Annotated in this window: 15 protein-coding genes and 1 tRNA gene; 7 read left to right on the top strand and 9 right to left on the bottom strand. The window is 67.9% G+C overall.

Features of this window, described 5'->3' with window-relative positions; translation table 11 throughout:
* Positions 1–618: 618 nt before the first annotated feature.
* The 5 genes from tnpB to OV287_RS44020 form a co-directional block, all read right to left on the bottom strand.
* Entirely contained in the window at positions 619–993 is a 375-nt protein-coding gene (gene tnpB, locus OV287_RS44040; protein ID WP_267540044.1) for an IS66 family insertion sequence element accessory protein TnpB, read from the bottom strand.
* Positions 987–1,388 (bottom strand): hypothetical protein, encoded by a 402-nt coding sequence (locus tag OV287_RS44035; protein WP_267540043.1) that lies wholly within the window; start codon positions 1,386–1,388, stop codon positions 987–989. The genes tnpB and OV287_RS44035 overlap by 7 nt, the downstream gene beginning before the upstream one ends.
* Before the next feature lie 459 nt (positions 1,389–1,847).
* Positions 1,848–2,615, bottom strand: a complete 768-nt coding sequence (gene istB, locus OV287_RS44030) for an IS21-like element helper ATPase IstB (RefSeq protein ID WP_267533277.1) — start codon at positions 2,613–2,615, stop codon at positions 1,848–1,850.
* The gene (istA, locus tag OV287_RS44025; RefSeq protein WP_267540042.1) at positions 2,596–4,110 is read right to left on the bottom strand and encodes an IS21 family transposase; all 1,515 of its coding nucleotides are present in this window, start codon (positions 4,108–4,110) and stop codon (positions 2,596–2,598) included. Before istA ends, istB begins: the two co-directional genes overlap by 20 nt.
* 9 nt (positions 4,111–4,119) lie before the next feature.
* Positions 4,120–4,449: a hypothetical protein gene (locus OV287_RS44020; RefSeq protein WP_267533275.1), complete on the bottom strand. Its 330-nt coding sequence runs from the start codon at positions 4,447–4,449 to the stop codon at positions 4,120–4,122.
* A 379-nt stretch (positions 4,450–4,828) separates the two neighbouring features.
* Here OV287_RS44020 and OV287_RS44015 point away from each other — a divergent pair, with 379 nt between their 5' ends.
* A complete protein-coding gene (locus tag OV287_RS44015) occupies positions 4,829–5,689 on the top strand; it encodes a DUF4145 domain-containing protein (protein ID WP_267540041.1) in 861 nt (286 codons plus the stop codon).
* Between the two features lie 188 nt (positions 5,690–5,877).
* On the opposite strand, the gene OV287_RS56585 is transcribed toward OV287_RS44015, so the two are convergent.
* Positions 5,878–6,075, bottom strand: coding sequence for a helix-turn-helix transcriptional regulator (locus OV287_RS56585; protein WP_373371873.1), 198 nt, complete (start codon positions 6,073–6,075; stop codon positions 5,878–5,880).
* A gap of 265 nt (positions 6,076–6,340) precedes the next feature.
* On the opposite strand from OV287_RS56585, the gene OV287_RS44010 reads away from it, so the two are divergent.
* Together OV287_RS44010 and OV287_RS44005 are read left to right on the top strand one after the other, a co-directional pair.
* Positions 6,341–6,922, top strand: coding sequence for a hypothetical protein (locus OV287_RS44010; RefSeq protein ID WP_267540040.1), 582 nt, complete (start codon positions 6,341–6,343; stop codon positions 6,920–6,922).
* A gap of 167 nt (positions 6,923–7,089) precedes the next feature.
* Entirely contained in the window at positions 7,090–7,506 is a 417-nt protein-coding gene (locus tag OV287_RS44005) for a hypothetical protein (RefSeq protein ID WP_267540039.1), read from the top strand.
* 503 nt (positions 7,507–8,009) lie between these two features.
* Here OV287_RS44005 and OV287_RS44000 read toward each other — a convergent pair.
* Entirely contained in the window at positions 8,010–8,252 is a 243-nt protein-coding gene (locus OV287_RS44000) for a helix-turn-helix domain-containing protein (protein ID WP_267540038.1), read from the bottom strand.
* A gap of 150 nt (positions 8,253–8,402) precedes the next feature.
* Between OV287_RS44000 and OV287_RS43995 the strand changes: the two genes are divergently transcribed.
* A tRNA-Trp gene (locus tag OV287_RS43995) sits at positions 8,403–8,473 on the top strand.
* Between the two features lie 13 nt (positions 8,474–8,486).
* Here OV287_RS43995 and OV287_RS43990 read toward each other — a convergent pair.
* Complete coding sequence (locus OV287_RS43990) at positions 8,487–9,572, bottom strand: AAA family ATPase (RefSeq protein ID WP_267540037.1); 1,086 nt, start codon at positions 9,570–9,572, stop codon at positions 8,487–8,489.
* A 3-nt stretch (positions 9,573–9,575) separates the two neighbouring features.
* Positions 9,576–10,403 (bottom strand): polyphosphate kinase 2 family protein, encoded by an 828-nt coding sequence (locus OV287_RS43985; RefSeq protein ID WP_267540036.1) that lies wholly within the window; start codon positions 10,401–10,403, stop codon positions 9,576–9,578.
* Positions 10,404–10,628: 225 nt separating this feature from the next.
* On the opposite strand from OV287_RS43985, the gene OV287_RS43980 reads away from it, so the two are divergent.
* From OV287_RS43980 to OV287_RS43970, 3 genes are all read left to right on the top strand, one after another.
* Entirely contained in the window at positions 10,629–10,961 is a 333-nt protein-coding gene (locus tag OV287_RS43980) for a PadR family transcriptional regulator (RefSeq protein ID WP_267540035.1), read from the top strand.
* Positions 10,962–11,158: 197 nt separating this feature from the next.
* Positions 11,159–12,328 (top strand): acyl-CoA dehydrogenase family protein, encoded by a 1,170-nt coding sequence (locus tag OV287_RS43975; protein WP_267540034.1) that lies wholly within the window; start codon positions 11,159–11,161, stop codon positions 12,326–12,328.
* A gap of 65 nt (positions 12,329–12,393) precedes the next feature.
* Positions 12,394–14,433: an ATP-binding protein gene (locus OV287_RS43970; RefSeq protein WP_267540033.1), complete on the top strand. Its 2,040-nt coding sequence runs from the start codon at positions 12,394–12,396 to the stop codon at positions 14,431–14,433.
* The last annotated feature ends 25 nt before the right edge of the window (positions 14,434–14,458 follow it).

Raw genomic sequence — 14,458 nt, 5'->3', positions numbered from 1 at the left:
GGTCGAACCGCCTGCGGCGCTCCTCGTTGCCTGACGCTGCAGAGGCTCCGCTGCCCCCGCCGGACGCGCAGCTCCCCGTCGTACATCCATCGAACGCCGGTCCTGCAAAGGCGGGTTTTGGAATCGTCAGCGGGTCATCCACCGAAGCGCAGCACAAGCCGAGCGTGCCCCCGAAACTCCGAGGTGTGCCCGGTTTGTCGTGTGAGAACCCCCTCGACTGGGATTCCGCAAGGGAGCACATCGGGCGGACCCGCGCCATTGCTGGTCGGGTGGTTGCCGTCACCAAGAGTCCGTCGAACACGCGCGGAAATCCGACCTGGATTGAGGTCGGTGCGCCGTTCCCCAGCAGTAGGCGCCTGTCGTTGGTCATCTGGGGCAACCACAGAGCGAACTTCCCCACGGACCTTCAAGAACTGATTGGTACTCGGCCTTGCATCCTGGGCGAAGTCAAAGGCTACAAGGGCGTCGCGCAAATCGAGCTGAAGTCTCCCGACCAGCTTCAGTTCCGAGACGACTGCGGAAGCTAAGAGCGGCTAGCACAACCGTAACAGCTCGCCGCGCCCCGTCTAGAAGGGGCGGGGATGAGCCCAGCAGGCATGGAAGCAAGGCACGGAGACGTCAGTCGGAGCTGGCCGGGAGCGTGACAGTGCCGGGATTCTCGATGGCGGCGAGCGCAGCGCGCAGCACGCAGCCCTCCAGAAACAGCGACAGCTCGGCCACCGTCAGCTCCACGCTCGGCGCTCCCGCCTCTACCCAGGGCCTGGCGAAGCGTCCCTTGAAGAGGCGTTTGGTGAGCAGCACCAGCCCCGTGCCGTCGAAGTACAGCACCTTGGCGCGGCGACGGCACCGGCCGACGAAGAGGAAGACGTCGCCCTTGAGAAGCTGCCCTCCCAACTGCTGCTCCACCAGGGCACCCAGTCCATCGAAGCCCTTGCGCATGTCCACAGGTGCCGCGCAGGCGTACACGCGCACCGCTCGCGTGAGCGTCAGCACGTCAGCCTCCGCAACAGCTTCTCCGCCTCCTCCAGGCCCAGCCCCTCCACACGCCAGCCCTGGGGAGACACTATCGCGAAGGTAGTAGCGGCTGACGGCGGCCTCTCCTCCTTGCGAGGGTGCACCACCACCGGCACCAGTGGCGCTGCCCTCGGCTCACTCCCCTGCGTCTTCTTGCCGCCGGGCGTCTGCCCCCTCCGCCACGCCTGCAACGTCGGCTCCGACACCCCCAGTCTTTCCACCACCGCTTTGAGCGTGTCGCCCTTCTCCAGGGCATACGCCAGGTAGCGCACCGCGAACGCGCGCAGCGGCTCCGGAAATGGGCCCGAGCCTCCCCTTCGCCCCGCTCGCAGCCTCTCCACCTCCTGCCTGAACTGCTCCAACTCCTTCTCCACGTGCACCTCCAGGTTTGTGGCCCGGAGGTCTCACGTCACGCCCCCTCTCGTTATGACGGGGGCCGGCGAGCAGTTACAAAGCGCGGGCTGCCACGGCTGGGGACCGTGACCGGCTGGCCGACCGTGCCCGCGTGCCGCTCTTTTACCGCGACAGGCCGCCGGGGGTTGATGCCCACAGTCGCCTAAGGCCCCTCCAGTGCGCTGGTGCGGGGAGGTAGCCAAGCCGCGCACACGTTCAACGGGCAGAGACGAAGCCCAGGAGACTGGAGCCGTTTGTACCCTCTGCGTCAGCAGCCTGAGAGCAGGGAGTCTGAGGCGTCGGCCCGTTCCAAGGGGGCGCATGTACTGGACCTTGCTGAACCGTCGTGCGTCATGTTGGCGTTCACGAGGAAACGCGGAAATTTGGACTGGGACGCTGGAGGTGTGCCGGGGGTCCGGCATCCCGGTCCGAGGTGAGGCTCAGCGCTTGGACTTCGCCCTCCTGGTCGTCGCGGCCTCCTCGGCCTCGCGGCGGCGGTAGCTCTCGCCTTCGATAGCGAGGACGTCCGCGTGGTGGATGACGCGGTCAATCAGCGCGGTGGCGCACGCGGCGTTGGGAAAAATGGTCGGCCAGTCCGAAAACGCCAGATTCGTGGTCATCACCAATGAGCGTTGTTCATACCTGCGCGCCACGACTTGAAAGAGGAGGTCCGCGTTGCGCGCGTCGTAGGCGAGGTAGCCCATCTCGTCGATGACGAGCAGGCTGGTGCGGCTGGTGTAGTGGCGCAGGCGGCGGTCCAGTGCGCGGCTGGTGTCCTGGGCGCCCAGGTCGAGCAGCAACTGGGAGGCGGTGACGAAGAGAGCGGAGTGCCCCTTGAGGACGGCCTGGTGGGCGATGTTCTGCGCGATCATCGTCTTGCCCAGTCCCTGAGGGGCGACAATGACGACGTTGCGCGCGCGCTCCAGGAAATCCAGGCGCAAGGCGGACTCGACGGCCTCGCGGTCAATCTTCTTGGGCCATCCCCAGTCGTAGTCCGCCATGGGCTTGAAGCGGCCAAGGCGGCTGCGAGACAGGCGCCGCTCGAGACTTCTGCGGCCGCGTTCCTTCTGCTCCTCGTCGGCCAGGTGCTCCAGCAACTCGGTAGCGCCCCATCTGGCCTTCGTGGCGCGGGCGATGAGGTCCGCGAGGCCCTGGGAGGTGGCGTGCAGCCCGAGGGAGGCCAGGCGGTCAGCGAGTGGAGTCGTCATCGGCGGAGTCCTTGTTAAGGAGGCGGTCATAGTCGGCGAGGGAGTGGGGGCGGGTGCGGGAGGCGGCGATGCGCGGGTCATCCGGCAGCACCACGGTGAGTGGTGGAGGCTGACGCTGGCGGCGAGCGCGCTGCTCCAGGAGGTGGGCCACGGCGGGGGCGCTCACCGCCCCCTTGCGCAGGGCCTCGGCGAGGGCCTCATCCAGGGCGCGTGCGCCGTGGAGCGTAAGTAACTTCAGCAATTGAGCAGTGTGGTGTGACAGCGAGAGGTCGCGCTGGGCGAGGGCCGCGAGGAAGCCCTCTGCCTGCTGGCAGGAGGCGCGCAGCAAGTCTCGGCCGCGCAGCTCGTGCGCGCGGGCCTTGGCGTCGGCGAGGGCGGCGAGGTGGCCGGGCTGCTCCAGGGTGCGGCCCTTCTCGAAGCAGCGCGGGTGGGAGGCCACCTCCTCGGAGCCGTCCAGTACGCGTACGCGTGTCTCGGAGGCCACCAGGGTGAGGGGCTTCTTCACCAGGGTGTGTGGAATGGAGTAGTCGTTGGAGTCGAAGCGCACGTAGGGCGTCTTGCCGGAGGCGACGGGGCGCACCACGTCCGTGGGAAACGGGTGTGCGGGCAGGGGCAGCAGCCGCGGGCGTTCCTCCTCGAGGGCCGTGGCGACGGTGCGCCCGGTGACGTCGCCGGGCAATTGGCGCGCGTGGGCCACCTCGGCCGCCCACCGCGCCGCTTGCGCGTTGAGGTCATCCACGCCGCTAAAGGTGCGCGCGGCGAAGAAGGAGTCGCGCAGGTAGCGGATGGTGCGCTCCACCTTGCCCTTCTCGTTGCCGCGGTAGGGGGCGCAGGGCTTGGGTGCGAAGTGGTAGTGGCCAGCCAATTCCAGCAGGCGCGGGTGGAAGCGGATGGCGTCTCCGGCGCGCTCGAGCACCACGGACTTCAAGTTGTCGTACAGCAGCGCGCGCGGCACGCCCCCCAGCGCCTGGAAGGCCAGCACGTGGCCCTTGAGGAAGCTCTCCAGCGTCATGTCGAGGAAGAAGCGCGCATAGAGGGCGCGGCTGTGGCCCAGCACCATGACGAAGCAGCACAGAGGGCGGCGCGTGTTACCCACGGGCAGCGTGCCGAAGTGCCCCCAATCCACCTGGGCCTCCTCGCCCGCAAGCGTGCTGCGGCGCAGGAAGGCCTCGGCGCGAGAGGTGGGACGCACCGTGCGCACGTAGCGGCGCACCTGGAGCGGGCCACCCACGTAGCCGCGCGCCTTCACCATGTGGAAGAGGCGCATGGCGGTGAGGCGTGGGTGGGCCTCCAGGGTGGCTTGGATGAAGCCCTTGTAGGCATCCAGCAGCGTGGGCCTGACGGACTTCACCCCCGTGCCGCTGACGCGCTCGAGCGTCAGGGCGCGCCGGACGGTGTCGTGGTGCACGCCCAGCTCGGAGCAGATGGTGCCCACCTTCCAGTGCTCGGCGAAGTGCAGTCGGCGGATGCGGGCGGCGAGCTCGGGGGAAATCATGGGCCCACCTCACGGCGGACGGGCAGCCCTGAAGCGCCGGCCCACGTGGGTGCGCGCAAGGGTGGTGTGGCGCAGGAAGGGACTCTGACGCCCGCACCAGGTGCAGGCGGGGATGGATGGCGGCGGTGCATGCGGCAGTGGCCTCGCTGCGCTCGGCTCCGCGGCCACCTGCGTGGCGGCCGGGGCCGGCGCGACGGGCACACTGGCTGTCCGCGCCGCGGCAGCGGGAGACTGATGCGTCACTTTCTCTCGCCGCCGCTCCCGCCAGGCCGCCTGCCGCGCGGCATGTGCGTGCCGTCCGTCCCGGGTGCGCTGGTAGCGCGCACCAGCCGCGCGCATTGACTCCGCCCGCGCCCTTCGACTGCACGGCGGCCCGCAGTAGCGCTGGCCACGGTCGCACGCAGAGCAGAGGAAGAACACCTGCCGGCACTCGGGCCGGCCGCACACCACGAAGCGCAGCGCCTCCAACGGGGGCTCCTCGCACGCGCCTGCTTCTGGCGCCGCGCCCCGGAGTGCGCTACCTCTTGCTCACCGGCTCGCCCCTCTCGCACACCAGGGCGCGCCTCCAAGGAGGGCCCTCCAGCCGCTACTGGTGGGCCTTCCGTCTTTTCAGGACGCGCGCGACCGTGGACTCCACCGGCGCACTCTCCCCCCCTCAACTTCTCGGCCACACCCATCTCAGGGAGTGGTCTTGAAGTCAGGCAACTCCCGGCGACCCATGACCAGGAACCTGCGCTTCCTGGTGACCATCAACACGTCAGGATCGTGGCCGGAAATCGTCAGTAGGCTGTTCCCCCACCGTGGGAGGTTCTCAAGTATGCCGCATCTACATGTGCTCGATGACTTCATCGAGGAGATCAGGAACAAGGAGCCGGTCCTCAGGGAGGGCGAGGACCCACCTGACTCCGACTATGACCTGTACTGTGAGAAGTGCCAGGGGCACCGCCGCATGACCATCCACTGCCTCTACCTTGCTCCGCGAATCAGGCAGGCGTGGATGAGCGAGTTTCATGAGCTCCCGCTGGAGTTGGTCCCCTCCTGTTTCCGGCTTACTTGCGTGCAGTGCAAAGCCGATTCCATTGCGGTCATTTACGAGGGCCCCACGGGCCCCACGTTGGCGATACTGCGCAGCACTCGCGGTGGCATGACATCCCGGCATACGCCACCGGCAGTCAGCTACTACCTAGATCAGGCTGCACGGGCCCAGAACGTCGGCGCTTTCAGTGCAGCCGTCGTCATGTACCGTTCTGCGCTAGAGCAACTGCTGGTCCAGCAAGGCTACTCCGACGGCACTTGTGGCACGAAGATCGGGAAACTCCTCAGTGACCAAAAGGCTGGTAAGGCCCCCAAGTGGGTTGACCAACTGCACGAGGATGATCTGCACGTTCTGAATCGCCTCGGGAATGGGGCGGTACACGCGAATGGTGGCGACATCTCCAAGCAAGAGGTACTGGACGCGGAGCTTTACGCCGCAGTTACGTTGACCTTTGAAGCGGTTTTAGATGCCGCCTATGAGCGCCCGAAGAGGGAAGCGGAGCGGCGGGCAAAGCTGGCTGCTGCCGCTGCCAAGATGCGGTGAGGACTGCTGCCCCAGCCGAGCCCTAGCGATGCCCTCCAGGGCCTCCAGGCGCCCCGCTGGGCCTCTTTCGGGGCCTCGGGGGCCATGGAGCGGCGAGGGACTCCCGTTCGTCCCATTCAGTGTCCCGTGCGCTCCCTCTGCCGAACCCCAATCCGGTGCCCCTGGGTTCCGCAAGTTCTCCCGCTGGCTCAAGCTTCCTGTTCTTCCTCAGGGAACAGGTCGCGTAGAGGGACCTTGTAGGCCACGGACGCGGCAACCAGGGTGGCCACCGTGGGGTTCGCGGTGCCTCCCTCTATGCGCGGCATGGACTTGGGGTGGACCCCGATTGCTTCGGCTGCCTGCTCCTGGGTAAGCCCCTGCTTCTCCCGAAGCTCTCGGAGGCGCATGCCGAGGCGCTTCAGCTCCCGCCGGATGACAGGGGCCAAATCCTTCCGCGTCCGAACTTCGGAGGGGCCGTGAGAGTGGGGTGACTTGCGAGCAGCGGGCACAGGGCGACATTGGCCGGGTCAACTTGAGAGTTACACAACTCGCATGTTTCCGACCTGACTGGGCGGCCAAGTCCACATTAGCTCACAGGTAACTCAACTGTTGAGTTACACCACACGTGAGTTACCATGCTGTCAGGCACCAACCGACGGAAGGACCGCCTACATGACCGAAGAGACCGAAGAGACCGAAGAGACCGGGGAGACCTTCAAGGGTTCAGACCGGAACGTGATCAGCCTGGACCTGGAGTTGTCCACCCTCGGGGATGCTACGCGAGCGGCTCAGATGCTTAGCGACCTTCAAGCCCGTGGAGGTTTGATGGATCAGGCGATGGAGAAGGCCGCCCCCATGTGCATCTTCTCCGTCCTGGCTCTCATCGGGGCACGCATCGACCACGTGCGTCGGGTGCTGCGCGGTGAGGACAGCCCGATGAACATCGCGGCGCCTCACAACGAGATTCCCCTCCCCAGGCTCACGGGCGACATTGACGGGGATGTACTCCTGTTCAACTACGATGACTTCCGAGGCCACATGTCCGTTGGCAATGGGTCCGTCTGGCAGAGCATTGAGGAGAAGGCAGAGAGGGCGAGGGAGCGGAAGGCGAAGGTGCCGAGGGAGCCCAGGGGGTCGAAGAGGCCCGGCAGACGGAAGGCGAAGGAGCCGAAGGGGAAGGGAGGGGAGCCGAAGAGGTCCCTTGCCGTTGTTCGGGGTGGGGCATCGAAGGAACCCCCGCCCGCCGCCCCCTAGCCCACTGTAGGTGGCTTTGATGTTCGGCCGATGGGGCGAGTGGGGATGCTCCATCGGTCTCCGATCCAGTGACCTGGGCCGAGCGTAACGCTGCTCTGTTCTGCGACGCGGGCCCCCAGGCCCTCCGACGCTTGGCGTAGGGCGCCAAGGTGAGCGAGGCTCGGGGGATGGTCGATTCCGTCCTCTCCTGGTGCCGAGAGAACTGGTGGCTCGCTCCGGCGTGGCTCGCCGTCGTCATCGCCAGGGCCGTTCACCGTTCCTGGAAGCGCGAGCAGATCCGACGATGGATTGAATGGTGGTGGCCACATCTTCCGCCTGAGCGGAAACTCGCGATCATCCTCGTCCGGGATGCCGTCGCCGACTCCAAGACGGACATTGCTTACCTGTCGCCATTCGGGGAGCAGAACCTCGACCAGTGCCTCAAAAACATGATGGTCAACGAGCGCTCAAACTCTCTGCCTTGGTCCCTCGACATGCTGCACTACCAAGTCGCTGGGCACGTGGTCGCGGCAGCTCTCCACCGAACTGTCGCGTCCTACGGAACCGCAGGCCGCTGGGTTCCAGCGCTCCTGCCGTGGAGATAGCCCAATTCCGTCGGCGACTGACAGGCACGGCAGCGGGGGCGCCCGATTGCTCACCTTTTCCGCAGGTTGCGAGCCGGTGACAGGGGTGGCCAACCCCTGCCAACTCGCTCCCTCCCGGCTCCGCCCGCCCCCTCAATGCGGCTCTACGGGGCAACCAGAGGCCCCGGAGGCCGCCCGGCATCACATCCAATACCGTTCCGGCCGCAGTGCGATTGGCAGCACCCGAGCCCCATTGCCCCACTCCCGGCAGCCCGCCTACCCTTAGGGCCATGATCGGCGTTGCCTTGCTGGTGCTTGTGATCGTCCTCCGCATCATCTTCTGGGCCAAGGGCTGGAAGTGGCGTGACACGCCCACAACCCGCGAGAGGCTGCCCCAATCTCGGGACCACAAAGGACGGTTCACGAGCCCATACGAGTAGGCTCACAACCGCCAAGCGGCGAGGTGAATCAGGCGGTTCCGGTTCCCCCTATAGGGGCGGGAACCGGGAACCACGGGCCGAACCTCAACGCCGCCCCCGGGCAAGTAGAGCATCAAGCGACGCGGCCGGGATGCGGATAGAGCGGCTGACCCACACCCGCTCCAGTTCCCCGCGTTCGAGGAGTGCGTAGACCGTGGCGCGGCACACGGCCAGCTCTTCCGCCACCTCGCGCACCGTGAGCATCGGCGGGCCCACCGGCCGCACCACGTTCCGCACCACGGGCGCACCACGGCCAGTCGAAGCCGTGGAAACTGTGCCAACCGGCACCGCCCCGGCCCCTTGCGGAACCCCAGTCCTTTCCGCAGGTTGCGAGCCGGTGACAGGGGTGGCCAACCCCTGCCAACCCGCTCCCTCCCGGTTGCGAACCGAGAGGCCGCAGGTTCGAGTCCTGCCGGGACCACTCTTCTTCTTCGATGTAGGCCGCGCTCCGGGAGCAGCCTGGACTCCAAATCCGGGCGTGCGGGGTTCAACTCCTCGGCGGCCTGCCAATTTTCCCTCATCTCACTCCACAAGCTCCGTGGCGCCTGAGTCTTTGCGCAGCGGGAGGATGGACGCCCCGGCGTGCTTCTCCAGCGCAGTGGCGAGCTCATGCGCGTGCGTGGTGACGAAGATCTGTCCCTGCTTGCTCGCGGTGGCGATGAGACGTCCCAGCGGCTCCAGCAGAGAGGGATGCAGGCTCGTCTCCGGCTCGTTGAGCGCGAGGAAGGGCGGGGGGCGCGGGGATAGCAGGGCGGCGAGCAAGCACAGGTAGCGCAGCGTCCCGTCGGACAGCTCCGTGGCCTCCAGCGGGCGCATCAGCCCGGGCATGTGCAAGCGGAAGGAGAAGCGCCCGTCCTCGCTGTCCAGCTCCAGCTTCGAGCCGGGGAAGGCGCTCTCCACGGCCGCGTGCAGCGCCCGATCGTCACCGATGTTGTCGATGGTCATCAGCGCTGCCGCCAGGTCCCTCCCATCGTGCGCGAGCGCGGGGGTGCGCACGCCCACCTGGGCCTGGCGGAGGGGCGAGGCCGCGTCGGTGCGGAAGTGGTGGTAGAAGCGCCAGCGGAGCAGCTCCGCGCGCAGCGCGCTCAGCAGCGGGAAGCGGTGGGGCTCGGCGAGCTGCGCCAGCACGGACTCGCTGCTCCACAGCTGCATCGCGAAGGTGGCCCGGTGGCCCTCCGCGTCGCGCGCGAAGACGCTCTGGGACTTGCGCTCGGCCACCACGTGCCGGCGCTTGCCCTCGTGCACCCAGACCGTCTCCTCCTTTACGTCCGGGTCCAGTGAGAAGGGTCCCTGTGGGGGCGGCACGAGCCCGCAGGACAGCTCATAGGCGAGGTCCTCCAGCCGCACACCCACGGTGATCCGCACCGGGGCCGACTTCGGAGCTCCCCTCGGGCGCGGGCCTGCCCACAGGACGGAGGGCATTCCGCCTTCCTCGGCCAGTGTGCGTGCCAGCGTCCCCTCGGCACCGGCGAGCAGCAACTGCAGCGCACGGTAGACGTTCGTCTTGCCACTCCCGTTGGGGCCTACCACCACCGTTACAGGCGCGAGCGGGAAGCGCAGCGTCTGCACCGAGCGGTAGTTTTCGATCCACAGCTCTCGGACGGGCATGTGCTATCGGCCCTTGCGCCAAGCCGCGAGTTCCGCCTTCTTGCGCACGCCCACCTCGTCGAGCCTGTCCTGCCAGGCCTGGCGGTAGGGCCGCAGCGTCTCGACGAGTGAGCGCGCCACCACGAGGTTCCGGTACCACTTCGAGTCCGCGGGGACGATCGTCCACGGGGCCTTTTTCGTCGAGGTGCGCGAGAGGGCCTCCTCGTAGGCCTGGGTGTAGTCGTCCCAGTGTTCCCGGTCCTCCCAGTCTCCGGCGTTGATCTTCCAGGCCTTGCGCGGGACCTGCTCTCGGGCCAGCAGACGCTGCTCCTGCTCCTCGCGACTGATGTGGAGGAAGTACTTGAGGATGATGGTCCCGTGCTCGGCGAGCATCTCCTCGAAGTCGCGGATGTGCCCGTAGCGCTCCTTCCAGAGGGACTCGGGGACGAGTCCGTGCACGCGCACGACGAGCACGTCCTCGTAGTGAGAGCGGTTGAAGATGGCCAGCTCGCCCTTGCGCGGCGCATGACGGTGGATGCGCCAGAGGAAGTCGTGCTCCCGCTCCTCTTCGGTGGGAACGCCGAAGGAGCTGACGTAGACGCCCCGCGGATTGAGGTAGCCCGCCACGTGCTTGATGGTCCCGTCCTTCCCGGCGGTGTCGCGGCCCTGGAGGACGATGAGGACCGAGTTCATACGCGCGCCCCAGAGGAGATCCTGCAGGTCGAAAAGTTCCTCGCCCAGCGCCTCGAGCTCCTGCTTCGCCGCGTCCCGGTCCGACTTCTTCGGCGGCTCCGTGGGGATGCTGTCGAGTTTGACCTTCTCCCCCTGCTTGTCGATGGTGATGAAGTCCATGCGCCCACCTCCCTTGGCTCCCGCGGGCAGGTTTCCACGGGGCAGGGGGGCTGACAATCCGTATGGTCCCTCCGTCCCTCCCAACCGTACAGCGCATGAAACGAGAGCGTGCCAGCGCTTCCGGGTGCTCCCCTTGACAGCTTAGGGAAGCCCGCGCGACACTTCCCTCAACATCTGAGGGGAGCGTGCGCGATGTTCCCCTGAGCATCTGAGGGGAATGGCTACATGGCGGGCAGCTCGCTGGAGTTGGTGCAGGGCACGCTGGACGTGTTGATTCTCAAGAGCCTGTCGTGGGGCCCGTTGCACGGGTACGCGGTGGCGGAGCTGGTTCGCGAGCGGAGCGGGGAGGAGCTGAAGGTGGAGGAGGGGGCGCTCTACCCGGCGCTGCACCGGCTGGAGAAGCGGGGCCTGCTGGAGGCGGAGTGGGGCCTGTCGGAGAACAACCGGCGGGCGAAGTTCTATCGGCTCACCTCGGCGGGGCGGGCTCACCTGAGGGCCGAGACGCAGGCGTGGCAGCGCTACGTAGCGGCCGTGTCCCGCGTCCTGGAAGCGGCCTGATGCCCCCATGCTGCTGTGGCCCGTGCTGGGCTTCACGCTGGTGGCGGTGGCGCGTACCCGGCCGTCTCCTTGCGCGCTGAGTAGGCCCTTGTGCTGGGGGCCCGGTCACGCCCCCGTCACACCCCCGCAGGTAAGTGTCACTCCGCATCAGAACAGGCGCTTGGGGGGGCTCCTGCGCCCGCGAGGAGGAGTGACGCATGAGGAGTGCTGAGGCGACGAAGGTGCTGCAGGCCGCGTGTGACCTGGCTCCGGTGATTGCCGCCCGAGCTGGCGACATCGAGTCGGGACGGCGATTGCCGATGGACCTGCTCGGCCAGTTCAAGCAGGCGGGGTTTTTCCGGGCCTTTGTGCCCCGCAGTCACGGTGGCGACGAGGTGGATCTGCGGACCGGCTGCGAGGTGTTGGAGACACTCGCCCGAGCGGACGGGGCGGCGGGCTGGACGACGATGATTGGCATGGAGAGCCCGCACCTCTTCGCGCTGCTGTCGCGCGAGCGCTTCGATGCCATCTACTCGGCCGGGCCAGACGTCATCATGGGCGGCGCCTTCAACGCGCAGGGACAGGCCGTGGTGGAGAAGGGGGGCTACCGCGTCACCGGGCGTTGGGGCTTCGCCAGTGGTTGCGAGCATTGCGACTGGTTGTTCGCCAACTGCGTCGTCATGCAGGACGGCCAGCCTCGCCCTGGCCCCGTGCCGGGCGTGCCTCTGACACGCGCCATGCTCCTCCCGGCCCGAGAGGTGCGCATCATCGACACCTGGAACGCGCTCGGATTGAGGGGCACGGGCAGCCATGACCTCGCGCTGGAGGGCGCCTTCTGCCCCGAGGAGAACACCTTCGACATCTTCTTCGGCGCGTCCCAGGTGCCGGGGCCGGGCTTCGTCGCGCCGGTGTTGCACTTCGTGTTGCACATGGGCGCGGTGTCGCTGGGCATCGCTCAGGGCGCGGTGGATGAGCTGGTGAAGCTCGTCACCACGGGCAAGCGGCGCATGTACGCCCGCGTCCCGCTCAGCGAATCCCCTGTCTTTCAGCTCGAGCTCGGCCGTGTGGACACGAGTGTGCGGGCTGCTCGGGCGCTCCTGTACTCCACGGCCGATGAGTTCTGGGCCGCATGTGTGGACAACCCTGCCTCCGCTGCCGCGGTGGCGCCGCGCCTGTCCGCCACCCTGGCTTGGGTGACGGAGACTGCCTCGAACGTAGTGGAAACCTGCTATCGCGCCGGAGGGGCCAGCTCGCTCAAAGATGGCTCGGCGTTGCAGAGGCGCTTCCGTGACATCTACACCTTCAGGCAGCATGCGGCTGCCGCTGAGGGGTGGTTTGGTCAGGCCGGGGCCTCCCTCCTCGGGCAGCCGACTGGATTCTGGACCTGAGGACGCTCCTTCGCGGGCGCCCAGGGTGCTTGGCTTGCTCTATGGGTGGCAGGACGGGGGAGGTCGTGACGGACTGGAGGTTGGAAGTGCTCGGGGGCGCGCGGCTCCTGGGCCTGGCGGAGCCCTTGGAGTTGCAGCGGCGCGTGGCGGCGGTGCTGGCGTGGCTGGCATTGGAGGGGCCCACGCCCAAGTACAGGCTGGCGGGCATGTTGTGGCCCGGCTCTGGCGAGGACACGGCGCGCAACAACATGCGCCAGCTCCTGCGCCGGTTGCGAGTGGCCACCGGGACGGACCTGGTGCTCGGCGGGGATGTGGTGTCTCTGTCCGAGCGGGTGGTGACCGATGCAGTGGAACTGGAGGCACACGTCTTCGCGGGTCGGCATGCGCAGGCGATGTCGCTGGCGGGCTCGCTGCTGGGCACCCTGGACTTCGATGACTGCCCGGACTTCGACGCGTGGGTGCGCCGGGCCCGTGAGCAGCTCGAAGCCCTGCGGTGCCGCGCCGCCATTGCCGAGGCGGAGTCCCGCGAGCAGCAGGGAGACCTGAGCGGGGCGCTGCACTTCGCCGAGCGGCTGCTGGTGCTGGCTCCCCTCTCCGAGGACGCCTATCGGCGGTTGATGCGGCTGCACTACCTGGTGGGGGACCGGATGGCGGCGCTCAACCTCTTCGAGCGCTGCCGGAAGATGTTGTTCGAGGAGTACGACGCGGCGCCGCACCCGGACACGCTCGCGTTGGTAAAGGACGTGGAGCGCGGCCAGGTGCAGCCTCGTGCCGCGGTGAAGACGACTGGCCGGACGCTGCCGCTCTCCGTGTTGCGTCCGCCGGTGCTGGTGGGGCGCGCGCGGGAGTGGGCGCAGATGGAGGCGGCGTGGCAGTCGAGGCAGATCATGATGCTCCTGGCCGAGCCGGGCGTGGGCAAGACGCGGCTGGCGCAGGACTTCGCGGCCTCCAAGGGACGCTACACGGTGTTCGCTGCCCGGCCCGGGGATGCGGAGGTGCCGTACTCGCTGTTCGTGCGCCACATTCGGGAGATCTTCACCGAGCGGCCCGAGATACAGCAGGGCCTGGAGCCGTGGATTCGCCGGGAGCTGGCGCGCGTGATGCCGGAGCTCGCCGGGCCTGGGGAGCGGATTTCCCCCGTGCGGGACGAGGGGGAGCGGGTGCGCTGTCTGGACGCCTACAGCGAGGTGCTCCGCCGCTGTGCCGAGGGTCTGGAGTGCTTCATCACCGATGACTTGCAGTTCGCGGACTCCGCCAGCTTGCAGGTGGGGGCCTATGCCCACGCTCGTTTCCACTCGGCCGGCACCTTCCCGATCATCATCGACTGCTGTCGCAGCAGCGATTTCGGGGGCGAGGTGCTCGCCCTGACGCAGCGGCTGGAGGCCGCGGGGCTGGCGATGTTCCTGCACCTGGAGCCGCTCCCGCCCGAGGCGGTGGGTGAGCTGCTGGAGAGTCTCACGTTGCCGGGAGCCGAGTCGCTCACGGCAGAGGTGACGCGCTACACGGGGGGCAATCCTCTCTTCATCACCGAGACGCTCAAACACCTGATGGAGTCGGGGAGCCTGGAGCGCGGGTGGCCGGAGCGGCTGCCTCCACCGGGGCGGGTACGCCAGCTCATCCAGCAGCGCCTGGAGCGGCTGTCCACCCTGGCCTCGCAGCTCGCGCAGGTGGCAGCACTGGCCCTGATGGAGTTCAGCCTGGAGCTGGCCGGAGAGGTGCTGGAGGTGAGCCCCCTGTCGTTCGCCGAGCCGCTGCGCGAGCTGGAGTCAGCGCAGATACTGCGAGGCGAGCGCTTCACTCATGACCTGGTGTTCGAGTCGGTAAAGGACTCCATTCCCTCCGCGATGAGGGCGCTGCTGCACCGGCGCCTGGCCCAGCAGTTGGAGCGGAGGCGGGCGGCCCCGGTCATCATCGCGCAGCACTGGCTGGAGGGGGGGGAGGCTCGGCGTTCGGTGCCCTTCTTGCTGTCGGCGGCCCAGGTGGATGAGTCCCACCTGCGTCGGACGGAAGCCGCCACCCACTATGCACGTGCCGCTTCCATTCTGGAGTCCGCGGGGGAACTGGAGGAGGCGGCTCGGTTGAGGGGCCAGGTTCCCTCGGCGTGAAGCGGGGGGGCGGACGGTCGCCCTC

Source organism: Archangium lansingense (genome assembly GCF_026626635.1).
Lineage (GTDB): Bacteria > Myxococcota > Myxococcia > Myxococcales > Myxococcaceae > Archangium > Archangium lansingense.
This window is presented reverse-complemented; position numbering and strand designations above follow the sequence as displayed.